Raw genomic sequence first — 25,241 nt, forward strand, 5'->3', positions numbered from 1 at the left:
CGCTCAGTGCGCGACCGATTCGACGGCGCGGCCCATGGCCTGGATTAACTGTACGCCATCGACGGGCTTGTAGAGCACCGTGATCCCGGCTTTTCGCGCATCGGCAATGCGCCGCGGTTCGGTCTCGCCGGTGATCATCAAGCCCGGCGCATCGCAGCCACGGCGCTTCAATGCCTCCCATGCGTCAAGGCCCGATGCGTTGTCGCGCAAGCGAAAGTCGATGAGCAGCACGTCGGGCGAGAAGCCCCCTGCGTGAATCTGCTCGGCTTCCTGTTGATCGCTGGCCGAACGCACTTCCCAGCCGAGCGTGTCCAGCAACGTGCTCAACGATTCCCGAATCTCGGGCTCGTCGTCGATGAAAAGAACCCGTCTGCGAACGCTGGTCGGGTCGAATGCCGAATCGGCCCGAGTGACTTCGGGGCCGACCCGCGCGGGTGACGGTATGCGCGGCAGCGAAATCTCGAAGACCGCGCCCTGGCCCGGCGCACTGTTCATCGTGACGCTGACTCCCAGCAGGTCGGAGATGCGCCGCACGATGGCGAGCCCGAGCCCCAAACCGCGGCTGCGATTGCGTTCCGGATTGCCGCCCTGGTAGAACTCCTCGAAAACATGCGCCTGCGCCTCGAGCGGAATGCCCGGCCCGGTGTCGGACACGCGGATGCAAACTCTTTCCTCGGGCGCGCCGTCCGCGAATGCCTCGATCGATACATGGCCTTCGCGCGTGAACTTGATGGCGTTGCCCACCAGGTTCTGCACGATGCGGCGCAGCAACGCGACATCGGTCCGCACCCAGAGGCCCTTGTGATGCCCGCCGAGGCATCGAAGGTCGAGGCCGGCGGCATTCGCCACCGGCGTGAACGTTTCGCCCGTGTGGGCCAGCAGCTGCATTACGTCGACTTCCTGCGACTCGGCACGCACCGCACCGGCGTCGAGCTTGGAGACTTCAAGCAGGCTGTCGAGCAGCGAACTGCTTTCCGACAGGGCGCGGCGAATGCCCTGCCCTACTTTGTCCAGCATCTCGTCGCCGCTCAGCCGTGCGAGTTCCTGCACTGTCGCCGCGTTGTACGACAGCGCCGTCAAGGGCTGACGCAGGTCGTGGCTGGCCGCGGCAAAAAACCGGGTCTTGGCTTCGCTCGCTTTTTCAGCCCGGTCGCGCTCGCGCCGAAGCGACTCGGACAGCGTGACGAGAGTCACCAGCGTTCGCCCCTCATCGCGCACATAAAAGGTGAGCACCGTGAACAGAAGCAGCAGCAGCGTCGCAATGGCCGTGCCGTCGATGGTGCCGCGCGTCAGCCATGCGATCGACAAGGTGCCCCCGATGATCGCCGCCCATCCGACATAGGTGCGCAAATGCCCGGTCACAGGCGAGATCGCGCCGACCGCGCTGCCGACGAAGATCATCGTCAGGATGTAGTGCAGTTCACTCACGGGTCGCGCAAAGATCATCAACACCACCGAGGCGCGGACTACGGCCAGTCCCACCATGGCGGCGGCCGAGCGCGAGAGCCATTGCGCCGGCGTCACGCGGCCCGGCTGCCCAAGCCACAGCAAATAGATGACCCGCGCCACGTGCGCCGCCGCCATGACGGCGAACCAGATCCATGCATAGACGCCGAGCCCCGCTTGCAGGGCCACCCACGTGACGAAGGCGTCCGCGATGATGAGCGGCCCCAGAAGGCGGCGCAACTGCTGCATCGACAGGCGCGCCTGCTCCGCTTCGACGAGCGGCCTGAGTTCCGCGGCCGGAAGGCCGACGCTCGCGTCAGTGATCACCTGCACCCCTGACGCGAGCCTCGTGCGCCGCTTCTCCTCGCTTGTGTACGCCCACGATCTGAAGAATGGCTCGCACGTGCGTCTTCACCGTGGTGTCCGATATGTCGAGATCCCGCGCGATCTGCTTGTCCGAGGTGCCCCGCATCAGCGCACGAAAGACCTCCGCCTGGCGGGGGGTCAACTCCGGGTAGAGCGCCTCGACATCGATCGGATGCACGACGCCGCTGGGCGGCCCTTCTCCTGCGCGGCCCGGGTGGCGCTGCGGACGGCTGATGCCGCCTCGCAAGGCGACACGCACTGCGTCGAGCAGCGCCGCGGGGTCAGCTCCCTTGGAGACGTAGCCGGCCGCTCCGAGGGCGAGCGCCCGGTCCATGACGACGTCGCGGTCGTCGCCCGAGACGACGATGATGGGCGTATGGCTGTTCGTCTCGCGCAGCGCACGGATGGAGCGCTCGCCGTCGTGCGTGCCGAGCCACCAGTCGAGCAGGACGAGTTCATAGGGAAAGGTTTCGATCAGCCGCTTGGCGCTGTCGAGATCGCGCGCCTTGTCCAGGGACGCGTCCGGCATGATCAATTGAAGCAGAAGCTCGAAGGAGTCGCCGACGAGTTGATGGTCTTCAATCCAGAGCGCGCGCATTTCAGATGTCTCCAGGGCTGCCTGCAACGCCGGCCAAATGTCCCAGAAGCCGCGGCAGCCGGAACGCAGCCTGGGAATCGCGCCAGACTACCACTTTGCAAATGCCGCCGGGGTCCTTCTTTTGGAGGAGCGGGCCCCTTGCGCGGAGAGGTGCGCTTCAGGTGATCAGGTCGTGCGAGCGCGCGAAATCCAGCAGTTCGCCGGGCGTGGAGATGCCGAGCTTCTCGAACAGGCGGGCCTTGAAGGTGCTGACGGTCTTGTGGCTGATGACGAGCGCATCGCCGATTTCGCGGTGGCTCATTCCGCGCGCCAATTGCTGCAGCACGGTGAGTTCGCGGTCGGTCAAGCTCGACAGGGGCAACCCACCGCTTTTCCGGAGCGCCAGGATGGCGGAATGCGGAAATACGCTGTAGCCCTCCATGAGCGATTTGGCGGCGTTGCCTACCATTCGCATGTCCTCGCTCTTGCTGAGGAAGGCGCCGGCACCCGCGCGCAATGCATGCCTTGCCAAAATGCCTTCATGCTGTGCCGTGAGCACCAGGATCTTGATGCCGGGATGCTCGCTCCGGATGTGCCCGATGAGAGCGAGGCCGCTCATTTCCGGGGAGAGGTCCAGATCGAGGATGACCAGATCCGGCATCTTCTCTTGAATCATCGGCAGAGCGGCCGGTCCGGAATGCGGGGTGCCGATGACTTCGAATTCACCATCAGATTCGATCGTCGCCTTGACCGCAAAGCAATCGCGGGATGGGCATCGACCACCACAACTGAGTACATGTCGCTTCCTTGGGCTCGCGCCGTTCAACGGTCGATGACTTGTGCGCCGCAAAATGCTTCGCACTGCCGCCTCCACGTCCTGTGAGGCGCCCTGGATTTTTTCACGACCCGAACTTCGAGATGCGTCTTCGCCGCTATGGAAACTGCCTTATTCCAATCAGAATTTTCTGATTCTCTCGGCCGCCATCAAGGTTTGCCGCGGCGATTCAAGGGCACACCCGGTGCCGTCGGTGCGTCGGCGTCGGCCTTCCCTTGGCCGATATTCACCAGCAGGCCTTGCATGGTCAGCATGCGCAGCGCCTCGACCTGCGTGAACTCCTGGTCCGTTGCGATGAACCGCATCTCGTAGCCGCCCAGGCGAATGGCGTCGCCGTGCGCGAGGACCTGGCTCTCGATCCGAATGTCGTTCACGTACGTACCGTTTCGGCTGCCGAGGTCGGTGATGGTGACGAAGGCCTGTTCCACCGCGATCACCGCATGGTCGCGGCTCGCCTGCGCGGAGTCGATGACCACGTCGTTGGCGAGGCCGCGGCCGATCTTGTTGTCGAGCGGAACGAGCTGCACCTGCCGGCTCTCGCCGGTCGCGGTCATCATGAGGAGCATCGGCATGGCGTCGACCTCAACAGAAGCGGGTTCCGCAGTCAGCAGGAACGAAAGCGAAGGTGTTCATGAGCCCTTGAGAATGTTGCGTCGACCAGACTATCGGCAGCCAAAGCCAATGCTGAAGGCCCGCACCGCGCAGGACGTGCTCCATTTGTGGAACTCGGCCTACGCCGAATCGGCCTGTCCTGGATGATTTTCGCGCAGGCTCGCCTCGTAGTTTCGCCCCATGACGGACGTTCGCAAAGGCCAGGCACCGGGGCAGCTCGAGCGCGAAGAGTTCCACGAGCGCTTCATGGATTCGTACCGTGATCCCGCATTCAACGCCGAAGCCGAGGCGCTGGGGCGCCTTGAAGCCATCGCCTGGAAGGCTTACGCGGAGGGGCGCAAGAGCCCAGTCACCCGCAAGGCGGGCGCTGGATTTGCAGACCCCGAGTACGAGCTTTCAGTCGAATGGCTGGCGGCAAGCGAGCGCATCCAAAAGGCGCAGGCTGAATGGGGCAATCCGGCGACGCCTTCGCGCGTCCTGCTCGTCAACGGCTCGCCGCGAAACGACGGCACCTGTCCCGGTGAGATGTCGAAAACGCATCGACTTCTGCAGTTCGCGCGCGAAGTGCTCGAAGGCCAGCAGATTCACACGGACGTGCTCGACCTGAGCATGCTTACATCCGAGTACGGGCGGAAGATCCACCCCTGCAAAGGCTGCGTGGCGACGGCCATGCCGCTGTGCCACTGGCCTTGCAGCTGCTACCCGAATCATTCGCTGCGGCAGACGGGCGACTGGATGAACGAGATCTTCGAACGCTGGGTTGCGGCGCACGGCGTGATCCTCTTCACGCCGACCCACTGGTATCAGGCCACCAGCGCGCTCAAGCTCATGATCGATCGCCTGGTGTGTGCGGACGGCGGCAATCCCGATCCCACATCCACGCACGGCAAGAAGCCCGAAGAAGCCAAGGAACTGGAGCTCAAGGGATGGAACTACCCCAAGCATCTGAAAGGCCGCGCCTATGGCGTGGTCGTGCATGGGGACGTGGCCGGCATTGAAAGCCTGCGGCGCAATCTCAGTGACTGGCTCGACTGGATGGGCCTGGTCGATGCCGGCGCCGTAGCACGGCTCGATCGGTACGTCGGCTACTACGAACCCTATGCAACCAGCCACCAGGCGCTGGACCGAGACCACGGCTTGCACGAGGAAGTCCGGAACGTCGCGCGTGCAGTGGCTCGCACCGTCGAGCAGCTGCGAACGGGGCAGTTGAAACCCCCAGGTTCGGGGCTCCGGGACCCGCGGCCCAAGTGAAAACAGGGCGGATTTCACGAACCCGCGCGGTAGGCGAATTCACCTTCCAGTTACATGGCGTTACCATCGCCGCATCCTGAACAGAGTTAGTTGCCCCGCGCGTCGTTTGTTCAGCCGATTGGACTGAGCAAGAACTGCGAGCGGACGCTTGAAGAAGAAGAAGAGATCCCTGAGCCGGTGCGGACTGACCGCCACCTTGGCGTTTGCAGCGGCCACGGCCGTCGCCCCATCCGCCGCCGCACATGCAGGCTCCGCAGAAGTGCAATTCGACATCACGCGCTTCCAGGTCGAAGGCAATACGTTGCTTCGGGCTTCGGAAATCGACAGGCGCGTCGTTCCACTCCAGGGCCCGGGCCGCACGTATGGCGACGTGCAACTGGCCGTCGAGGCACTGCAAGACGCCTACCGACAGGCGGGCTACAGCACCGTCGCCGTGGGGTTGCCCGAACAGGAACTGACGGGCGGCGTAGTTCGCATCAAGGTGACCGAAAGCGTGATCGCGTCGGTCACCGTCGTCGGCAACCAGCATTTTGGCGCCGACAACATCCGCGCCAGCATCACGCCGCTGCAAGTGGGGCAGCCGCCGAGGCTGCGCGCGATTTCGGAATCGCTCCAGCTTGCCAACGACAACCCGGCCAAACAGATCGGCGTGACGCTGGCGGAGGGCGCCACGCCCGGCACCATCGATGCGAAGGTTGCCGTCAACGACTACCGCCCGCTTCGCGTGATCGCGACGGTCGACAACACGGGAGTGCCATCGACCGGCACATGGCGCACCGGCATCGCTCTCCAGCACGCCAATCTTTTCGACCGGGACCAGGTCGGAACGCTCGCCTATACCACCTCGCCCGACAAGCCCGAGGGCGTGCGGATGGACCTCTACTCATTGGGCTATCGCATTCCGTTTTACGGAGCGGGCGACAGCCTGGATTTCATCTACGGCAAGTCGAACACCAATTCGCCGGCCGCTTCGCCGACGCTCGGCGGCGTGCTTGGCTTCACCGGCAAGGGCAACGTGTACGGCATGGGCTGGAACCATTTTCTCGGCCGTGACGGTGAAAGCTCCGCCAAGCTGGTGCTCAGCCTGAACCACAAGAACATCGACTCGCGCTGCAACATCGGCGGCGAGGAGATCAGCATCGAAGGGCCAACCCCGCCTATCGCCTCTTGCGTGCCTTATCAGACGACGCCGCTGAGCCTGAGCTATGTCGGCCAGCGCGACGGGATCGACCAGAGCCTGAGCTACACGGCTGGCGTGTGGCGCAACATCCCGACCGGCAGCCGCTACACCAACGTCGACGGGCGGGTCGACCGCTATTCGTATCTCACCTCCGGCAACCGCGACACCATCGACGGCTTCATGGCCGTCAACGGAGCGGTCGCCTTCAACAGGGCATTGGCGGGCGGCTGGCAGATGCGCCTGGCGGCAACGGGGCAGTACACCTCTTCGCCCTTGGTGAGCAGCGAACAGTTTTCGCTGACCGGCGCGACGCTGGTGCGCGGCTTCGAGGAGCGCGCGGTGGTGGCCGACAGCGGCCTCGTCGTCAACGCGGAAATCTACACGCCGGAACTGGCAGGGTGGGCCGGCATCACGGGCCAATGGCGGATGCTCGCGTTTCTCGACGCCGGGCACGGCAGCAACAACCGCGCGGATGGCGTCTCCGTGCCGAGCACGGTCAATGTGTCGAGCGTCGGCATCGGCACGCGCTATGCCTGGACGCGCGACTTCAATTTGCGACTGGACGTGGCTCGCGTGCTCGACCCAGGCACTGCGCCGAACGAGAAGCGCGGCGACTGGCGTGCACAGTTTCTCGCGGTGCTGGCGTACTGAAGACAACAAGTCGACAAGAAGAAAAAGGAAAGATCCCAATGCGCTGCTTCAGACTCCGTCATCTGCCGTTCGTCATCGCCACGCTCTGCGCCGCAACCAGCCCGCCGCTGTGGGCGCAGGTGCAACCCGGCGCGCTGCCGACGGGCTGGAACGTCACCTCCGGCAACGCCACCATCTCGCGAAACGGCACCACGCTCAACATCAACCAGACGAGTTCGCGAGCGCTGGTGAACTTCCAGACCTTCAACGTGGGCTCGGGTGCCGTTGTCGACATTCGCCAGCCGGGCGCGCAATCCGCGCTGCTGGCGCGTACGACCGGCGGCAACGCTTCGCAGATCGACGGGCAGATCAAGGCCAACGGCGCTCTGTGGCTCATCAATCCCGCCGGCATCATGGTGGGCGCAGGTGCGCGCATCGATGTGGGCACCTTCGTCGCCAGCACGCTGGGCGTGAGCGACAGCGACTTTCTCGCAGGCCGGCTCACCTTCAAGAGCGGCGCCATGGCGGGCGAGGTGCGCAATGCGGGCACCATCAACGCGGCCAGGGGCGGCAGCATCTACCTGGTGGCGCCGAGCGTGGTCAACACGGGCGCGCTGAACGCGCCGAATGGCGAAGTGCTGCTGGCCGCCGGGCAAAACGTGCAACTGATGGACACCGGAACGCCCGGCGTTTCCGTCGAGATCACCGGCACTCCGGGAGAGGTGAAGAATCTCGGACGCATCGTTGCCGAAGCGGGACGCATCGGCCTTGCGGCCGGCCTGGTGACCAACAGCGGAGAGATCCATGCCGACAGTGCGGTGAGCGAGGGCGGGCGCGTTTTTCTTCGCGCATCGGGCGACGTGAAAACATCGGCTGCATCGGACATCAGCGCCAACGGCACCACGGGTGGGCGCGTGGAATTGATCGCCGACGGCGCCGCATCGATCGACGGCAGGGTCGCAGCCACGGGCAGCGCAGGCAAGGGAGGCTACATCGACACTTCGGGCCATCGCTCCCTGGACGTCGTCAACGCGCCGGTGGTGGGCCGGGGCGGAGAGTGGCACATCGATCCGTTCAACATCGACATCGTGGAGTCCGGCCCGACGTCAGGCATGGACGGCGCGCTCGTTTCCAACGAGTCCGGCGCGCGGATCAGTGCCGGCACCATCGCGGCGCAGCTCGATCAGGGCGCCAACGTGAGCATCACCACGGGCACGGGAGATCCGAGCGTCGATTTGACGCACGGCGACATCACAGTCTCGGCCGCCATCACGAAGACGGGCAGTGCCTCTTCGGCACTCACGCTCAACGCCAGCAACAACATCACCATCAATGCGCCGATCACCAGCGTCAACAGTGCGCTCGGGCTGAACCTCAACAGCAACTACCAGGCCAACTATCCCGCTGACGATCATGCGGTGAAGCTCAACGCAAACCTGGATCTGCACGGAGGCGTGCTCAACGTGTCGGAAGGCTTGGGCGGCAATGGCAACGGCACGCTCGACATCGGCGCCGGAACGACTTCCCTGGGCATGGTGACGTCCTCGATCAACGCAGCCACTGTCAACGTGCTGCCGAACGCCACCTTGGCGATCTACCGCACCGGGTCCGCGCTGACAGGGAGCTTGAACAACGGCGGCACGGTGGTGGTCGCCTCCCCCGGACCGGCGGCTCTAGACCACGGCGGGGCGCACACGGGCGAGTTCTACGTCGCGCCGGGAGCGGGGCTGTCGATGTCGGGCGGCCAGACTTTCAACCCCGGGTCCGTCTTCACTGGCAGCGGTACTGTGGAGTGGGCCGGCGAGGTCGCGATCGGCACTTCCCTGCTCTTCGTCAGCGGCGGTAATGCGCTCGTATTGCACGACACCGACATATGGGGCCTTGGCTCCAGCATGCTGTCGACGCGGGGCGCAGGCGTGGTGGTCGATGGCCGCGTTGCGCTGCACGGCTCGGCCGCCTGGACCAACGGCGCGAGCGTGGCGGTCGTGGGCAACGGCGCAATTTCATCGTCCGACGAAGGCACGCGCTTTCAGAACGACGGGATCATCACCACTTCCGGGACCGAGACCTATGTCTTGCGCGGCGCCGGAGGGGCGATTTCCAACTTCGTCAACAACGGCAGCCTGGTCAAGACGAGTGCGGTGGATCAGGTCTACACGGGCTTTGGCAGCACCGCAAGCAGCGTGGTGCGCTCGGAGGCCGGTTCGCTCAGCGTGACGAGTGCGCAATTCGATGGGCAAGTCCAGGTCGCGGGCGGCGCGCAAGTCACGCTCGACAACGTAGCGCTGAACAGCCATGCCTCCTTTTTCGGCGCAGGCACGATGGTGTGGCAAAACTACATCACGCTGACGGGCGCCGTGGACGTCGGCGCCGGCGCACCCGAGCTGTCGCTGGGGCCGAACACGGTGATCAATGGGCAGGGCAATGTGCTCACCACGCGCAATCTGGTGCATGCGGACGGGGCGCAGGTCACCTTGCTCGATCAATCGGTCTGGAACAACCTCGGAACCCTGAGCGTCGGTCCGGCAAGCACATCGGCGTTAATCCTGCAGGACGGGGGCAGCTTCAACAACCAGGCCGGCGGGAAGGTGCTCATCAACCAGGGGTTGCTCGATGCGACCTTCGACGAGGCGCACATCAACAATGGCGCCATCGTGCTCCAGGGCGGCGGTACGCTGCGCACGGGCGGCACGGACATCTACAACAACGGCAGCATCAGTGGCAGCGGCACGCTTGCGATGGGCGGCGCCAACGGCGGCACGCTGTTCAACAACGGCATCGTGGCGCCAGGCACGAGTGCCGCGGTCGGCACGCTGTCCGTGCAGGGCAACTATCGTCAGGGCAGCAGCGGCGTGCTCGACGTGAAGCTGGGCGGACTGGGCGCCGGCGAGTTCGACTTGCTCGACGTCGACGGCTCTGCGCGCCTCGGGGGCACGCTGCAGGTCCATGCCCTCGGGACTTTTGCGCCGGCGAACTCGGGGTCTGCGGACTTCGTGGTCGCGCGCGGCGGCAACAATACCGGCGCCTTCGATCAAGTGGTGGCGTCGGCCGTCTCATACCCTGCCGGTGTGGCGACGCTGGCGGTCAGCTATCCCGCACAAGGCACCGCCGCGGCGCGCGTGACGGCGACCGTCGTCCCGTCTTTGAATGCGTGCATCGCCAATCCGTCCGCCGCCGGTTGTGCGAGCGTCCTGCCGTCGTTGCCGACCTGCATCGCAGCACCGGAGACGGTGGGTTGTTCGGCAGTGTTGCCGTCGGTGGCCCTCTGTACGGTAAGTCCCGGATTGGCGGGCTGCCAGGTGGTTCTCCCGCCGACAACACCGACACCGACACCGACACCGACGCCTACGCCTACGCCTACAGAGCCAGCAGCGCCAACAACGACAACGACAGCACCCTCGCCTGACATCTGCACCATCGCGCCGGATTCAGCGCTCTGTCAGGTGCTGGCACCGCCGATCGCATCCGCATCCGCGAAGCCGGCCGTGCAGGCGTCCAATCAAGTCATCAATACGATCAACACAATATTGGCGCCGCCCTCGTCCAGCAGTACGAGCGACAACGGCAAGAGCCCGGACAAGGCCACGACCAAGGCAGCGGACAAGAGCGACACCAAAGAGCTTGCCTCCGCGGACAAGTCCGGCACCAAGAACGAGCCCGTCAAAAAGATGTACTGCAATTAAGGAGCAACGCATGAATCCAAACAGCCTTCTTCGCTTGCCTCTTGCTGCCCTGTTGTTCTCGGCCCACGCTGTGTTCGCTCAGGCAGTCGGTACGGTCACCGACCTGTCGGGCATGCTGGTTTCGAGAGCGTCCGACGGCACGAGCAGGGTGCTTGCCGTGAACTCGCAAGTACGCGAGGGTGACACGCTCTCGACCCAGCGCGACAGCTACGCCCGGGTCGTCTTCAAGGACGACGCCGAAGTGCTGCTGGAGCCCGATTCGATGCTGGTCGTCACCCGCTACACCTACGACGCCGACAAGCCGCAGCAAGACAAGGTCGAACTCGGTCTGGCGCAAGGCGGCGCTCGCACTTCCGCCGGCAAGCTCGCGCGCCGCAGCACCGACGCGACCGTGATCAACACGCCCATGGGAGTGCTCCAGGGGAGCGCCAGCATGGTCGTGTCCCTGACTCCGCCCCGTCCCTGATTGCCGAGAGAGAAAACCCATGAACAAGTTGCTGATCGTCCTGGTGTTCGGATGGCAGTGGGCAGCGGCCTCGGCCCAGGTGGTGCCCCCGTCTGCACCGCGTGCTCCGGGGCTCTACGTGCAAGTCCTTGACGGCCTGATCCATGTCACCAATCCGGCCGGCACGACAAGCTTCGCGGCGGGGCAGTTCGGCTTCACGCCATCTCAGGTGAAGCCCCCGGTCGTCTTGCCAGTCAATCCTGGCATTCGTTTCACGCCTCCGCCTTCTTTCGTTCCGGTGTCAGGAAATCCATCAACCTCGCCCGCAAAGTCCAACACGGTGGATTGCGAAGTGCGATAGCGATAGAGGCAGAGATAGGCGCCTCCCGCGCGCACAATGCGCCAGGAGGCTGAACCCATGAGTCCCATCCTGGTCGGGCTGATCGTGCTTGCCTGCACCTTTTGCGGTGCGCTCGCGGGCATGGTGCTCCACCGGAAGCTGCCAGCGCACCACAAGGCAGAGAACTCCAGAGATGTCATCAAACTGGTCCTGGGCTTGATCGCGACCATCTCCGCGCTCGTCATGAGCCTGCTCATCGCGACGGCGCATTCGGCTTACGTCACGCAAGAGTCAGAAGTGCAGGCGCTCGGAATTCACATCGTCCAGCTCGACCGCGTGTTTGCGGGCTATGGGCCCGGTGCGGCGCAAGCGCGAAACATGTTTCGCGGACTGGTCGCGGCCAGGCTCGAACAGACATGGCCGAATCGTGGAGAAGCCAAGGCGAGTCCCGAAGCCTCCCGCGCCACGCGCGAACAGAACGAGGCGCTCATCGAGCATGTGGTCAACATGCAACCATCGACGGACAGCCAACTCTTTGCAAAGACCCGTGCCCTGCAGCTCCTCACCGAAATAGGCGATGAGCGGCAGCTGCTGCACGAACAGGCCGGCGGCTCCATTTCATGGCCGTTCCTCGTGGTGCTGGTGTTCTGGCTGGTGGTCCTGTTCGTGGGCTTCGGCTTTCTCAGCCGCAGCAACGGGACTGTGCTGGTCGCGCTCTTCGTTGGATCGCTTTCCGTGGCGGGCGCGATTTTCCTGGTGCTGGACATGAACCAACCCTTCAGCGGACTGATGCATATCTCCAATGCGCCGCTTCGCCTTGCGCTGGAGACGATCGGCCGGTAGGCCTCTGATACAGCGGCCCGCAGTCAGTCGCCTTCACAGACCACCCGCGCTTCGTGAACCAGATGGTCGCGCACCAGCGCCAAGCCTTCGTCATCCTCGCTCACGCCGCGCAGCGCCTGCACCATGTCGGCGTAGTCCAGCGCCAGCAGCATGCGGATCCCGTAGCACTGGGATTGGGAGAACTGGCCTTGTGCAGTCAGCGCCTCGAGCTTTCGGGTCGCCTCGTTGGGCGCCAAGAGGTTCACTTCGACAAGCTCGAGCACATGGCTGATCTGCTCGGCGTTCAGGATCTGCGAATCGGACGGCATGAGGGTTCCTTTCGGGGTGTCGCCTCAGTCTCAGCCGCACAACTTAAGCGGCGCTGAAAACGCCTGCGTCATCGCTCAGCGCGCGTGGGCCTCCGCCCATCGCACGATGTCGGCGGCGCCCATGGCGCCCGCCTGCCGGGCAACTTCGCGCCCGCCCTTGAAGAGCGCCAGTGTGGGAATGCTGCGAATCCCGAAGCGCGCGCCCAGGGCCGGCACCGCCTCCGTGTCGACTTTCGCCAGGCGGATGTTCGGCTCCAGCCGCGCGGCCGCCTGCTCGAAGCCAGGGGCCATCTGGCGGCATGGCCCGCACCACGGCGCCCAGAAATCGACGAGCACCGGAATCTCGTTGCGCGCGATGTGGCGGTCGAACGCCGCTTCGTCGAGCGCCGTCGAGCGCCCCTCGAAAAGCGGCCGGTGGCAATTTCCGCAATCGGGCGCGCTGCCGAGTTGTTCGCGCTTGACCCGGTTCGTGGTGTTGCAGTGCGGGCAGACGATGTGCAGCGATTCATTCATGGCAGTTCCTTCGGCATGGCCTCGATCCGGTTGACCTGAGGGCTTCCGCGCCGTTTTGCAAGGTCTGAAGGGTCACTCGATCCGTGGCAGCATGACGCTTCCCCGTTCCGAGAGGAGCAGCACCGCAATGCGAAGTCGAAGCCACCTGAATGCCGCGATCTTCTGCGCCGCTTGCGTGGCCAGTGCGACCGCGTCCGCCCAGCAGCCACCCGATGCCGCCAACGCCCAGCAGCGCTATGAGCGAGCCATCGCCTATTGCAACAACTCGAATTTGCCGCGTCCGGAGCGCGACGCCTGCGTGCGGGATGCCGGAAGGGCCTTCGATCGCGCTCGCGGCGGCGGCCCGGCGCCCAACTCGCCGCCCCCGCAGACGAACGACAACACCATCACTTCACCCGATGGCCGATCGACGATCGTGCTGCCCGCCGGAGGCTCCAAGCCTGTGCAGCAATGAGCCTTGCTACGACGCACGGGTAGCTTTCGGCACGTTTCGGGCAACCATGTCTTCCTCCTTGAGCGCGCCCATGCGCTCGAATATCAGGTCGTGCAGCGCCTGCGCGGCGAGCGAAAGACTGCCTTCTCGCCGTTGCACAAGATGAATCGTGCGACTCAGTCCCCTGGCGGAGATCGGCCGGGTCAACAGCGACTCGCGCTGAAAGTGAAAGAGCGTCAGCGTCGGCACGACACTGATCCCGATGCCTGCTTCGATCAGGCCCGTCACGGTCGCCAGGTGTTCGACTTCGAAGACGGTGTTCAGTCGCAACGGATGAAGCGCTGCGTCGAGCGCCTGGCGCACGCTGCTGTTCCGGGTCATCTGGATGAACGGAAAAGGCGCGAGTTGCCGGGGCAACAGGCGTGCGACCTTGGCCAGGGGATGATCGCTCCGGCACACGAGATGAAACCGGTCGCTGCATAGCCTGGCGCTGCGCAGATCGGCTGCCGGCGCCGAATGCATGCTGCCGGCCGAAAGCGCGAAATCGGCTCGATGATCGCGAACATGTGCAATGCACGCATCCGAAAGTGCATCGTGCAACTCGACGGCGATGCCCGGCCACGCCTGCATGAACTCCGCGAGGATGGCAGGCAACCAGCCGGCCGCGAGCGACGGCAAAGCCGCAACACTCACGCGGCCCTTTTTAAGCGCCACCCGATCGCTCAAGTCGCTGATCAGGTCCTGCATGTCTTCGAGCAATCGCCTTGCCGAGCCCTCGAACTGGCGCCCTTCGGGCGTCAATTGCACGCTGCGGGTGTCGCGGTCGAAAAGCCGCGCGCCGACCGCGTCCTCCAACGTGCGAATGAGCGCGCTGAAGGCCGGCTGCGACAGATGGCAACGCTGAGCGGCCCGTGTGAAATTGCGCTGCTCCGCCAGCGCCGTGAACGCGCGGAGTTGGCGAGTCGATAAATCGGCGGGCCGCATGATTATTTGAAACTCCAATGAACTGATTCGAACTTTCGATTTTGCAGATAACCGGCGTAGCCGTAAATTGCGGGCACCAGAGACAACCGCCCGAACATGAATGCGTCAACTGTTCCATTGCTGATTGGCTGCGCAGCCGGCTTCTCCGGCGACCGCACCGATGCGGCAGGGCCGGTGGTCGACACCTTGATCGCGTCACTCGCGAACGGCCCCGCGGGGCAACGCGCCTTCCTCATCTTCGAAACGCTGGCAGAGCGCACACTGGCGCTCGCGCAATTGCGTCGCCGCGCCGATCCGGACACCGGGTACGAACCCTTGCTCGACGAGATGCTGCGCCCGGTGCTCAAGCGCTGCCTGGACAACGGCATTCGCATCGTCAGCAATTTCGGCGCCGCCAATCCGCGCGCGGCGGCGCGGCACATCGCTCGCATCGCCGTGGAACTCGGCGCGCCCGCGCCGCGCATCGCCGTGGTCGAGGGCGACGATCTTTCGGCGCCGGAACAGCGTGCGCTGTTGCGCGAACAACTTGGCGAAGGCCTCGACAAGCTGCGCATCGTGAGCGCCAACGCCTACATCGGCGCCGAGCCCATCGCAGCCGCACTCGACGCAGGTGCCCAGGTCGTCGTATGCGGACGGGTCGCCGATCCGTCACTCGCCGTCGGTCCTGCGATGTCGCACTTCGGCTGGCGTCCTGACGATTGGGAAAAACTCGGCCGCGCGACCATGGCGGGCCATCTGCTGGAATGCGGCGCGCAAGTCTGCGGCGGCTATTTCGCCGACCCCGGCTTCAAGGAAGTACCCGGGCTCGACAATGTCGGCTTTCCCATTGCAGAGATCCAGCCCGATGGCAGTTGCACCATCGGCAAGTCCGCCGGAACCGGTGGACTGGTGACCGAGGCGACGGTCAAGGAGCAACTGCTCTATGAGGTGCATGACCCGGCGGCCTACCTCACGCCCGACGTCACTGCCGACATCAGCGAAGCCCAGGTCAACGCCGTCGGAGCCAATCGCATCAAGCTGACCGGTGTGCGCGGCCATCCTCGCCCAACGCACTACAAGGTGAATGTCTGCCACGAAGGCGGTTGGCTGGCAGAAGGCGAGATTTCATATGCCGGACCGAGAGCGGAAGCTCGCGCGCGACTGGCGGCCGAAGTGCTGCGAAGCCGCCTGAATCGGCTCACCCTTCGCGTCGACCTGATCGGCGCCCTCAGCATCCTCGCCGACGACGGCGGCCGCATGCTCGAGGCCACGCCCGACCGCGGGGCCCGCGACGTGCGCCTGCGAGTCGCCGCCACGCACGATGAGCGCGCCGAAGCCGAACGCCTGATCCGCGAAGTGACGGCGCTCTACACCTGCGGCCCGGCAGGCGGCGGCGGAGTCCGCGGAACGCTCACGCCACGGCTCAACACGATTTCATGCCTGCTGCCGCGAGAAGCGGTGCCGGCCCGCTTCGAAATGGTGTCGCCATGAGTTCGACCCTGGTTCCCCTCTATCGCGCAGCGCACGGGCGCACCGGCGACAAAGGCGATCGCTCCAACATCAGCGTCATTGCCTGGCATCCGGACTTGTTCCCATTGCTCGTCGAACAGATCACAGCCGACGCAGTCGCCGCGCAGTTTCGCCATCGAGCGCCGAGCCGCGTGCAGCGCTTTGTATTGCCGAAGCTGCACGCCATGAATTTCGTGCTCGACGCAGTGCTCGACGGCGGCGTCAACGATGCCCTGAACCTCGACACACATGGCAAGTCGCTGTCGTTCCTGTTGCTCGACATGCCCATCGAAGTGCCCGAGACGCTTCGGCACCTGCTCGTGAGCAAGACGGACCACTGAATGCCGATCACTGATATTCCTTTTCGAACTCAACTCAACCACCATCCGGAGACAACAAGACATGACCCGCATTCACTCGATCGCACTCGCTGCCGCGATCACTGCCCTTGGCCTCGCGCCTGTGCTGGCGCAGGCCGATGGGTTTCCTGAAAAGAGCATCACCTTCATCGTGCCCTTCGCTGCCGGCACCGCGACCGACCAGATCGCGCGGGCCATCGGCAACGCGGTCGCGGCTGAAACCAAGCAGGCCGTGGTCATCGACAACCGGGCTGGCGCCAACGGCTTCATCGCCGCTCAGAACGTGGCCAAGGCGGCGCCGGACGGCTACACCGTGCTCATCACCACCAACACCACGCACGCAGCCAACGAGCACCTCTTCAAGAAGCTGCCCTATGACCCCGTGAAGGACTTTGCGCCGATCACCGCGCTGGGCAAGGGCGGACAGATCATGGTGGTCAACCCCTCATTCCCTGCGAAGACGGTCGCCGAATTCATCGCGCTTGCGAAGAAGGAACCCGGCAAGTACAGCTTCGGCAGCGGCAGTTCGTCCAGCCGCATGGCGGGCGAACTGCTGCAGCAGATGGCCGACATCAAGCTGCTGCATGTGCCATACAAGAGCAACACGCTGGCGGTGACGGATCTGCTCGGCGGCCAGATCAATATGATGATCACCGACACCGCGACCGGACTGCCGCAGGTCAAGTCCGGCAAGCTGCGCGCGTTGGGCATGTCCAGCAGCAAGCGCTCGCCCCTTGCGCCGGATGTTCCAACCATCGCCGAGGCGGGGGTGAAGGGCTACGAAATGGGCTACTGGTTTGCCGCATACGCGCCGGCGAAGACGCCACCCGCCGTGGTCAAGCGGCTGAACGAACTGCTGGTCAAGGCCGCCCATACCGAAGCCGCGAAGACGGCCTTCTATGAGCCGACCGGCACCGAGGTGTTCACCAGCTCGCCCGAAGAAATGGCGAAGTTCCAGGCGGCCGAATCGAAGAAGTGGGGAAGCATCGTCAAGGCGGCGGGGATCGAGGCTGAGTAAAAGGTAAAGGCGGGAGCGCGGACCGGATTGGCAGCTTGCAGGCGCTAAGCTTTGCCGGATGAACTTTCGATCCGACGCGGTACGCGCGTCTGCCGCGCTGATACTCCTGCTTGCTTTCGGCCTGACCGGCATCGCCGTTTCACCAGCCCGCGCCGAACCGGCCTCCAGCCCCAGCTGGGGCGCGATTGCAGCCATGTCAGGCTGGTACGGCTTCTCCTATAACCATGCATCCCGCGAAGAAGCCGAGCGCACGGCACGCGCCCAATGCGACCGCGCGGCGGGACGTCCGGGCACTTGCGTGGTCCGCGCGTACTTCGATCGGACTTGCGGCGCACTGGCGACCGGCAACTATGGCGAATGGGGCACCGCGCTTGCTCGTACCGCGAGCGATGCCGGCGTGGCGGCCGTCAGGGAGTGCGACAACCACCTTCCCACGGAGCCCTGCAAGCTGGTCGTCAGCGTGTGTTCGCCGCGCTGAGCCAATGAAGGCTCTCAGGTCTTCGACTCACGCAGTAGGCAACTTGTAATCGCGGAACTGCTCGCGCAGCTTCGTCTTGAGAAGCTTGCCGGTGGCAGTGTGCGGGAGTTCATCGACGAACACCACATCGTCTGGCAACCACCATTTGGCAATGCGTCCGGCGAGGAAATCCAGCACTGCTTCCTTGCTGACATCGGCGCCCTGACGCTTGACGATCAGCAGCAGTGGACGCTCCCCCCATTTGGGATGCGCGATGCCGATGATGGCCGCCTCCGCCACCCCCGGGCAACCTACGGCGGCGTTCTCGACGTCGATGGATGAAATCCATTCGCCGCCCGACTTGATCACGTCCTTCGCGCGATCGACCAGTTGCAGGAATCCATCCGGGTCGATGGTTGCAATGTCGCCGGTGCTGAAGAAGCCTTCATCGTCGATCACCACGCCGCCTTCTGCCCTGTAGTAGCCGCTGGCGATCCAGGGCCCGCGCACGCGCAGATGTCCGAAGGCTTGGCCATCCCAGGGCAGCGGCATGCCGGCGTCGTCGACGATCTTCAGGCCGACGCCCCACACGCCTCTTCCCTGCTTGAGCTTGACCTTGACCAGTTCTTCGCCGGAAAGCGCCTGATGCTTTGGCAACAGCTTGCTGATGACGCCGATCGGGCTGGTCTCCGTCATGCCCCAGCCCTGCACGACCTCTGCGCCGAACTGGCCTTCGAAGCGCTCCAGCATTGCGCGCGGCACGGCCGCACCCCCAATACCGACGCGCTTGAGCGACAACCCTGAGATGTCGACATCGGGGTTGGCATCGACGTATTGAAAAAACATGAGCCAGACGGTAGGCACGCCTTGCGAGAAAGTCACCTTCTCGTCGCGCATCAACTCGAAGACGCTTTTGCCATCCAGGAACTGGCCCGGTAGCACGAGCTTGGCGCCGACCAATGCCGCGCCATACGGCGTGCCCCAGCCATTGGCATGGAACATCGGCACGATCAGCATCAAGCTCTCACTGGAGTTGAGGCCGAAAGTGTCCGGCGCGAGTTCCATCAACGCGTGCAGCACCGTCGAGCGATGCGAATACAGCACGCCCTTGGGATTGCCCGTCGTGCCAGAGGTGTAGCAGAGCGACGAAGCCGTGCGCTCGTCGAACTCGGGCCAGTCATAGTCCGTGCTCTGCGCAGCCACCAGTTCATCGAAGCTGCGCAGGTTCGGCAGCGAAGTCTTCGGCAAGTGTTCGCGCCCGCAGAGGGCGATGAAGTGCTTGATGGTCGTGAATCGAGGCGCGAGCTTTTCGACAAGCGGCGCGAAGCAGGCGTCGAAGAAGAGCACTTCATCCTCGGCGTGATTCACGATGTAGTCGATCTGATCCGGAAAAAGCCGCGGATTGACGGTGTGCAAAACGGCGCCAGACCCCGACACGCCGTAGTAAAGCGCCAGGTGACGATCGGAGTTCCAGGCCAGCGTGGCGACCCGGTCCCCCTGCCGGACGCCCAGTTCGCGCAACAAACCAGCGACCTGACACGCCTGATTGCGAATGCCGAGCCAGGTGGTGCGGTGCGTTCCACCCTCGGGTCTGCGAGAAACGATCTCGGTCGAAGGATGAAAGGTGGCCGCGTGCTCCACCAGCGAGGAGATCAGCAAAGGCCGATCCTGCATCAGTCCCAACATGGCGTTGTCTCCTTGCTTGGCGGCTTGTGGCCTGTGGCTTTGTGGCTTTTGGATGGCTTTGTACTATGGAAACGCCGTTCCGCATCTCAGTTGATTCGCCAACTTCGCAAGCCCGCCGAATCGTGAGTCAAGGCTCCACGGGCGCCCATCGCCCCGTTTGCGGACACACACGCAAGCGCTTGCCGCCCCGGCGAACTTGCTCTTCGTCCATTTGCAACGAGGTGGCGGGATCGACGTCGAAGGTCACGCCGAGCATGCGCGCGACGTGCGCATCCTCGATCGGCAGTTCCCAAGTCAGAAACACCTGCGTGCAATCGAGAGACGCGAAATCGACGGGGTCGAAGCTCTCCCCGCCTCGTTGAACGACGCCGTGCGGCTGGCACGTGTCAAAGATGATGGCCGTGCCTCGTCTCAGTGGGATTCGATCGCCGCTGGCGAAGAAATGCACGTCCAGCCCCATGTCCTCGCTCAGGAAGAGATTGCAGAACGCCGCGCTTCCATACTGCTCGCCGTCATGGTGATATCTCGCGCCGCGGCAGGCCATGAGCGCCATGTCCGATTCGGCGAGTGCTTCATGCAGACCCAGCGAGCGCGCCCATTCGGATGTGGACTGCACGGTTCGCCTGAAGTCCGGCCAGCGCGCACGTGCTCTCGCCAGGGACAAGGCTTCGACGTCCCCAGGTTCCAGGCCCAGTCGCAAGACCTCCCTCTCCCAATCCGCCGTGAGCCTTGCCGCAGGGGAAGGTATGTCGACCAGGCCCGAAAGCACAAGGTCGCTGACGCTTCGGCTGCGGATGGCATCGCCGCTCCAGAAATGGGAGGTGAGGACGTCTTGCACCGTTTGCGGTTGACGAGGGTTTCTCATCGGGACCAGTGTAGGGCAGGTGAAAGCGCGGTTCGGCGATTCCGGGGCTGCTCCACCGGAACTGCCGCATCAGCCGCCGCCTTGCGCCTTTGGCTGCATCTGAACGAATTGGCGTCGCCCCATTTAAATGGGGTTTTGTTTCATCAGAAACATTCTTTTTCATGACTGTCTCTTTAATGAATTAAATTCAAAAAATAAAGGCCATGAGGAACTAAAAAATCCGTAGTGAGAGTGCAATAGTTCACATCCGCTACGCGACCACGATTCATAACCGTCTCAAGCGGCTTAGAGACTTTTCCGGATTCTGGAACCTTTTTTCCTCAATTTCATTGGCACCGAGACACTTCTTAAGACGAATAGCGCTCTTGCCATCGCGCGGAACTCGCCCAAAAGACCTCCACCGTGCGTCCAATCTCCCTCTCAACACCGGCCGAGCGCGCAATACGCCCTCGACCGTCGCTCATGGGATCCGGTCTCCCCTCGGGCCACTCGAAGAGCGGCTTCACTACGCGGTGAACAGGCTTTCAGTCGAAAACTGTCGAACGATTCGTCAAGAGAATTAGGAACATTCCCAATTCCCATTGACGCATTTGAGAAAACTCTGATTTTTAAATCGCGATGAATACCTCGAAATAGCGGTGCTATCCTTCGGCCGCCCTGTACAGGCAACAACCTTTTCAAGCCCTTAATTCATCGGAATCAAATGCAAAAGACTAAATTCGTTCAAATCGCCGCCTTGGCCTTCGCTGGCGTTCTGTCGCAGGGCGCTTTTGCCGCCGACGGCACGATCAACTTCACTGGTGAGATCGTCGACGCGCCTTGCTCCATTTCGCCCGTCAGCCAAAACATGACCGTGCCGCTGGGCAACGTCTCGCGCACGGCGCTCGACGGCGCAGTCGGCAAGAAGGCACCGCAGCCTGCCAAGTTCACCATCGACCTCCTGGCCTGCGGCGCCACCGCCAAGGGCGCCACTGTGTCCTTCGAAGGCGTGCCTGACAGCGACGACAACACCGCACTGACCATCGTCAATGCAGGGGCGGTCGGCGCTGCACGAGCCACCGGCGTGGCGGTTGAGCTCGGCGATTCGAACGGCACCAAGATTGCCCTGGGCTCGGAATCGCTGGAATACATCCTCGGCGAAGGCGACAACGCCCTGAAGTTCCAAGCTGTGTACGTGGCAACCCGCCCCGTCGTGACCGTCGGCCCCGCCGATGCCGTTGCGCAGTTCACTGTCAACTACAAGTAAGTCGACAAGCAAGTCCGCGGTTCCCGCGGCACGCGCGGCCGGCTGAGCCCTGCAGGGCTTCAAGCCGCCGCGCACCCGCCTGACGCCTGCGATAGGTCCTGCACCTTCGCACTGCGCAGGCCCCTCGTTTTCCTGAATGTTTCCCGACGGAGCGTCGACACAGACGCGCCGCTGTGCTTTTGCCTGCGTCTCGTGCCTTGTGTCCGACGCGTACGAAGGAATGTGTATGTACGTTAAAAATCGCTGTCAGTGGGCCATCGGCCTGCTGCTGATGCTCGGTCTCCAGTGGTCCGCCAGTGCGGGCGTGATGCTCTCAGGCACGCGTGTCATCCTCGGAGAGAAAAACCGCGAAGCTTCCATTCCAGTCAAGAACACCGGCACGTCCCCGTATGTCGTTCAGGCCTGGATCGACGCCGGAGAGGGCAGGGGCAAGACGCCGCTGCTCGTCACACCACCGCTGTCGCGCCTCGACCCCGGTATGGAAAACATTCTGCGGATCATGCGCGTCGGGGGCTCGCTGCCGGTCGACCGGGAATCGATTTTCTGGCTCAACGTCAAGGAGATCCCGGAGAAGTCGAACGAAGAGAACGTCCTTCAGATTGCCGTGCGCACGCGCATCAAGCTCTTCTATCGGCCATCGAATCTCGCCGGCAAACCTGGCGAGGCACGGACAAAGCTCAAGTGGGCGGTCAGCGCAAACGACAACAAGCAGGGAGCCGTGCTCAAGGTCGCCAACGAGTCGGCCTACCACGTGACCTTCACGAGTCTGAAGGTCAACGACGGCCAGCAGCAGATCAACGCCGACCTCGTGCCGCCTTTCGGCGAAGTCTCGTATCCGCTGAGCGCCGTCGAGGCGCCGGAGTCCCTACGCGTTTCCTACACCACCATCAACGACTACGGAGGCGAAACGCCTGAAGAGCGCGTGCAGGTGCCTGTGGGTGCCACGCCCGTCGCCGTCAAGACCGAGTTGGTCGAAAAGCCGGCAGACGCCGCGAAGCCCTGAGGACGGCCCATGCACGAAAGATCCAGCCCCTCCTCCATCCCGTCCCCGGCACCCTTCCGGCTGACCATTTGCGCGGCGTTGCTTGCCGCAATGGGAACTCCGGGCCATGCGCAACAGCAAGTGGCCGCCTCGACATTCAATCAGGAGTTCCTCGGCATCGGCGGCGATCAGGCGCATGCCGACCTGTCGCTGTTCTCCTTCGGCAACCGCGTCACCGCCGGAACCTACACCGTTGACGTATCGCTCAACGCACGCAGCGCCGGGCAAAGCACGATTCATTTTGTCCAGCAGGACGGCAAGGCCGACGCCGTCCCGTGCCTGACGCGCACCCTTCTGGACGAATGGGGCGTCAACACGGCGGTGTTTCCGGCGCTGGCTGCAGCATCGACGGATGCCTGTGTGGACTTGGGCGCGGTCATTCCCGAATCGACCGTCACCTACGATGCCGGCAAGCAGCGCCTGTACGTGAGCATTCCGCAAGCCGCGCTGAATCGTTCGGCCCGTGGAGCGGTCGACCCCGCAAGATGGGACAAGGGCATCACCGCGGGCATGCTCGACTACCAAGTCAACTTCGCGCGCAACAGCGGCAGCGACTACGGCAGGAACACCCCTGTCTTCAGTGGCAACACTTCGTTCGGGCCCGACGGAGGAAATCGCCTCGAGCGCGACACACTTTTTGCCGGCGTGCGCGCCGGCTTCAATGTCGGCGACTGGCGCTTTCGTCACTTCTCGACTTTCAGCCGCGGCATCGATGGCCGCAGCAATTGGCAAGGCATCAACACCTTCATTCAACGCGACCTTCCGTCCATCCGCGGCCGGGTGCTGGTCGGCGATGGCGCCACGCCGGGGGACTTGTTCGAGAGCACCCAATTCCGGGGCGTGCAGATTTCGTCCGACGACGCGATGCTGCCCGACAGCCTGCAGGGCTATGCGCCAACGATCCGCGGCGTCGCGCAAACCAACGCGCGCGTCACTGTTCGACAGAACGGCTTCATCGTCTACAGCACCTTCGTCGCTCCAGGCCCCTTTGTTCTGGACGACCTCTACCCCACGGCTGCGAGCGGCGACCTCGAGGTGACGGTGACCGAGGCAGATGGTCGAGAGACGCGCTTCGTCCAGGCCTTCTCGGCGGTTCCGACGCTCCTGCGAGAAGGCGCATGGCGCTACTCGGTCACTGGCGGCGAATACCGCAATGGCTACAGCACTGCCTCCTATGGCGGGCAGTCCGATCGAGGGACACCCTTCTTCCTGCAAGGCACGCTGGCGCGCGGCCTCGGAAACGAATACACGCTCTACGGCGGCATGACGCTGTCCACGACGCACGTGTACCAATCCGTGCTGGCCGGGGTCGGCAAGAACATGCGGGGCTTCGGCGCGGTGTCCGTCGACCTTTCGGCGGCGAGCTCGACCGACCGCGATAGCGCGGGCTACAGCGGGCAATCGCTGCGCTTTCTCTATGCCAAGTCGTTCACAGGCTCTGGCACCAACTTCCGCATTGCCGGCTATCGCTATTCGACCAGCGGCTATCGCACCTTCCAGGAAGCCGTGCAGATGCGAGACCCCGTGTGGTCGTCGCCAATCAACAGCCGGCGCAACGAGCTGCGTTTCGACATGTCGCAGCAGATCGCCGACAAGGGTGCCGTCTTCGTGTCGGCTCGACAGCAGTCCTATTGGGGAACGAGCTCAACGGATCGGCTCGTGCAGGTGGGCTATTCGGGCAACTACAAGCAGTTTGGCTACAGCCTCTTCTACAACTATGCAACCAACCTGAACGGACCTGTCTCCCGCCAGATCATGGCGACCTTGAGCATCCCCCTGGACGGCACGCGCGCCAGCGCACAGTACTCGGTCACCAGCGAGCGAGGCGGCCGCGTGAATCATCAAGCCAGCATCTACGGCACCGCATTCGACGACAGCCGACTCAGCTACAACGTGACAGCCGGCCATTCCAATCAGCAAGGCGGCAGCAACAATGGCAGCGCGAGCGCCAGCTATCTCTCGCCCGTGGGGCGTCTGGACGTCGGTCGTTCGCAAGGGAGCGGTTTCGGCCAGACCACCTTGGGTGTGGCCGGCGGCGTTCTGGTGCATGGCGATGGCGCGACGCTCTCGCAGTCTCTCGGAGAGACCATCGCGCTGGTGCAGGCGCCGAAAGCGAACGATGTCGGCTTTGAATCGCAGCGCGGCATCGCGACGGACGGTGCAGGCAACGCGGTGATCCCCAACCTGAGCCCCTACCGCGTCAATCGGGTCGCCATCCTCACCGGCGACCTCGGCGACACCGTGGAGGTGAAGAACGCGGCGATGGAGGTGGTGCCGACGCGTGGCGCCGTCGTGGTGGCGAAGTTCGAGACATCGGTGGGCTACCGCCTGTTGATGACCTTGGTGGGTGAATTCGGCCAGCCTCTGCCGCTCGGTTCGAAGATCGAGAACGAAGCGGGCCAGGAAGTCGGGATCGTCGGACCCGACGGGCAAGCTTTCGTCACCGGTGCCGCCAACTCGGGCCACCTGAAGGTGATCTGGGGCCATGGCGAAAACGACCAGTGCATCGTGCCCTACAGCTTGGCGGACGAAGAGAACCCGCCGCCGATCCGCGAACTTGACGGACAGTGCACCGGGCCCGGCGCCAATGTTGCGTCACGGGAAACCCCACAAGATGCCAATGCAAAGGAATGA

Annotated in this window: 23 protein-coding genes; 14 read left to right on the plus strand and 9 right to left on the minus strand. The window is 63.9% G+C overall.

The features are described 5' to 3' along the window. Window positions 1–3: 3 nt before the first annotated feature. The 4 genes from AC1DMA_RS04385 to AC1DMA_RS04400 form a co-directional block, all read right to left on the minus strand. On the minus strand, window positions 4–1,773 hold the full coding sequence (locus AC1DMA_RS04385) for a sensor histidine kinase (protein ID WP_478143369.1): 1,770 nt from the start codon (window positions 1,771–1,773) through the stop codon (window positions 4–6). Beyond that, the gene (locus AC1DMA_RS04390; protein ID WP_478127655.1) at window positions 1,763–2,410 is read right to left on the minus strand and encodes a response regulator; all 648 of its coding nucleotides are present in this window, start codon (window positions 2,408–2,410) and stop codon (window positions 1,763–1,765) included. The genes AC1DMA_RS04385 and AC1DMA_RS04390 overlap by 11 nt, the downstream gene beginning before the upstream one ends. A 157-nt stretch (window positions 2,411–2,567) precedes the next feature. Continuing rightward, window positions 2,568–3,263 (minus strand): response regulator, encoded by a 696-nt coding sequence (locus AC1DMA_RS04395; RefSeq protein WP_478143370.1) that lies wholly within the window; start codon window positions 3,261–3,263, stop codon window positions 2,568–2,570. Window positions 3,264–3,373: 110 nt separating this feature from the next. Further along, the gene (locus AC1DMA_RS04400) at window positions 3,374–3,796 is read right to left on the minus strand and encodes an FHA domain-containing protein (protein ID WP_478127657.1); all 423 of its coding nucleotides are present in this window, start codon (window positions 3,794–3,796) and stop codon (window positions 3,374–3,376) included. A 220-nt stretch (window positions 3,797–4,016) separates the two neighbouring features. Between AC1DMA_RS04400 and AC1DMA_RS04405 the strand changes: the two genes are divergently transcribed. The 6 genes from AC1DMA_RS04405 (at window position 4,017) to AC1DMA_RS04430 (ending at window position 12,208) form a co-directional block, all read left to right on the plus strand. Further along, window positions 4,017–5,087 carry a flavodoxin family protein gene (locus AC1DMA_RS04405; protein WP_478143371.1) on the plus strand — a complete coding sequence of 357 codons (1,071 nt, stop codon included), beginning with the start codon at window positions 4,017–4,019 and terminating at the stop codon, window positions 5,085–5,087. 148 nt (window positions 5,088–5,235) lie between these two features. Next, on the plus strand, window positions 5,236–6,918 hold the full coding sequence (locus tag AC1DMA_RS04410; RefSeq protein WP_478143372.1) for a ShlB/FhaC/HecB family hemolysin secretion/activation protein: 1,683 nt from the start codon (window positions 5,236–5,238) through the stop codon (window positions 6,916–6,918). Window positions 6,919–6,956: 38 nt separating this feature from the next. After that, entirely contained in the window at window positions 6,957–10,580 is a 3,624-nt protein-coding gene (locus tag AC1DMA_RS04415; protein ID WP_478143373.1) for a two-partner secretion domain-containing protein, read from the plus strand. A gap of 10 nt (window positions 10,581–10,590) precedes the next feature. Next, window positions 10,591–11,046: a FecR domain-containing protein gene (locus AC1DMA_RS04420; protein WP_478143374.1), complete on the plus strand. Its 456-nt coding sequence runs from the start codon at window positions 10,591–10,593 to the stop codon at window positions 11,044–11,046. A gap of 19 nt (window positions 11,047–11,065) precedes the next feature. Then, window positions 11,066–11,386, plus strand: a complete 321-nt coding sequence (locus AC1DMA_RS04425; RefSeq protein WP_478143375.1) for a hypothetical protein — start codon at window positions 11,066–11,068, stop codon at window positions 11,384–11,386. A gap of 57 nt (window positions 11,387–11,443) precedes the next feature. Next, window positions 11,444–12,208 carry a bestrophin-like domain gene (locus AC1DMA_RS04430; protein WP_478143376.1) on the plus strand — a complete coding sequence of 255 codons (765 nt, stop codon included), beginning with the start codon at window positions 11,444–11,446 and terminating at the stop codon, window positions 12,206–12,208. Between the two features lie 23 nt (window positions 12,209–12,231). Here the strand turns inward: AC1DMA_RS04430 and AC1DMA_RS04435 are convergent, their stop codons facing one another. Continuing rightward, a complete protein-coding gene (locus AC1DMA_RS04435; RefSeq protein WP_478143377.1) occupies window positions 12,232–12,516 on the minus strand; it encodes a hypothetical protein in 285 nt (94 codons plus the stop codon). A gap of 75 nt (window positions 12,517–12,591) precedes the next feature. Next, window positions 12,592–13,029 carry a thioredoxin TrxC gene (gene trxC / locus AC1DMA_RS04440; protein WP_478127665.1) on the minus strand — a complete coding sequence of 146 codons (438 nt, stop codon included), beginning with the start codon at window positions 13,027–13,029 and terminating at the stop codon, window positions 12,592–12,594. A gap of 127 nt (window positions 13,030–13,156) precedes the next feature. On the opposite strand from trxC, the gene AC1DMA_RS04445 reads away from it, so the two are divergent. Beyond that, the gene (locus AC1DMA_RS04445; RefSeq protein WP_478127666.1) at window positions 13,157–13,483 is read left to right on the plus strand and encodes a hypothetical protein; all 327 of its coding nucleotides are present in this window, start codon (window positions 13,157–13,159) and stop codon (window positions 13,481–13,483) included. A 6-nt stretch (window positions 13,484–13,489) separates the two neighbouring features. Here the strand turns inward: AC1DMA_RS04445 and AC1DMA_RS04450 are convergent, their stop codons facing one another. Continuing rightward, window positions 13,490–14,446, minus strand: coding sequence for a LysR family transcriptional regulator (locus tag AC1DMA_RS04450; protein ID WP_478143378.1), 957 nt, complete (start codon window positions 14,444–14,446; stop codon window positions 13,490–13,492). Between the two features lie 96 nt (window positions 14,447–14,542). Between AC1DMA_RS04450 and AC1DMA_RS04455 the strand changes: the two genes are divergently transcribed. From AC1DMA_RS04455 to AC1DMA_RS04470, 4 genes are all read left to right on the plus strand, one after another. Beyond that, window positions 14,543–15,916: an acyclic terpene utilization AtuA family protein gene (locus tag AC1DMA_RS04455; protein WP_478143379.1), complete on the plus strand. Its 1,374-nt coding sequence runs from the start codon at window positions 14,543–14,545 to the stop codon at window positions 15,914–15,916. Next, entirely contained in the window at window positions 15,913–16,275 is a 363-nt protein-coding gene (locus AC1DMA_RS04460) for an AtuA-related protein (protein WP_478143380.1), read from the plus strand. The genes AC1DMA_RS04455 and AC1DMA_RS04460 overlap by 4 nt, the downstream gene beginning before the upstream one ends. 61 nt (window positions 16,276–16,336) lie before the next feature. Then, window positions 16,337–17,311: a Bug family tripartite tricarboxylate transporter substrate binding protein gene (locus AC1DMA_RS04465; RefSeq protein ID WP_478143381.1), complete on the plus strand. Its 975-nt coding sequence runs from the start codon at window positions 16,337–16,339 to the stop codon at window positions 17,309–17,311. Window positions 17,312–17,369: 58 nt separating this feature from the next. Next, on the plus strand, window positions 17,370–17,789 hold the full coding sequence (locus tag AC1DMA_RS04470) for a DUF4189 domain-containing protein (RefSeq protein ID WP_478143382.1): 420 nt from the start codon (window positions 17,370–17,372) through the stop codon (window positions 17,787–17,789). 27 nt (window positions 17,790–17,816) lie between these two features. On the opposite strand, the gene AC1DMA_RS04475 is transcribed toward AC1DMA_RS04470, so the two are convergent. Together AC1DMA_RS04475 and AC1DMA_RS04480 are read right to left on the minus strand one after the other, a co-directional pair. Next, window positions 17,817–19,454: a long-chain-fatty-acid--CoA ligase gene (locus AC1DMA_RS04475; RefSeq protein WP_478143383.1), complete on the minus strand. Its 1,638-nt coding sequence runs from the start codon at window positions 19,452–19,454 to the stop codon at window positions 17,817–17,819. Window positions 19,455–19,581: 127 nt separating this feature from the next. Further along, the gene (locus tag AC1DMA_RS04480; protein WP_478127673.1) at window positions 19,582–20,319 is read right to left on the minus strand and encodes a hypothetical protein; all 738 of its coding nucleotides are present in this window, start codon (window positions 20,317–20,319) and stop codon (window positions 19,582–19,584) included. 703 nt (window positions 20,320–21,022) lie between these two features. Here AC1DMA_RS04480 and AC1DMA_RS04485 point away from each other — a divergent pair. The 3 genes from AC1DMA_RS04485 (at window position 21,023) to AC1DMA_RS04495 (ending at window position 25,241) form a co-directional block, all read left to right on the plus strand. Beyond that, window positions 21,023–21,565 carry a fimbrial protein gene (locus AC1DMA_RS04485; protein WP_478127674.1) on the plus strand — a complete coding sequence of 181 codons (543 nt, stop codon included), beginning with the start codon at window positions 21,023–21,025 and terminating at the stop codon, window positions 21,563–21,565. Window positions 21,566–21,791: 226 nt separating this feature from the next. Beyond that, a complete protein-coding gene (locus tag AC1DMA_RS04490) occupies window positions 21,792–22,568 on the plus strand; it encodes a fimbrial biogenesis chaperone (RefSeq protein WP_478143384.1) in 777 nt (258 codons plus the stop codon). A gap of 9 nt (window positions 22,569–22,577) precedes the next feature. Continuing rightward, window positions 22,578–25,241: a fimbria/pilus outer membrane usher protein gene (locus AC1DMA_RS04495; RefSeq protein ID WP_478143385.1), complete on the plus strand. Its 2,664-nt coding sequence runs from the start codon at window positions 22,578–22,580 to the stop codon at window positions 25,239–25,241.

The organism is Variovorax sp. 05N34 (assembly GCF_056397405.1).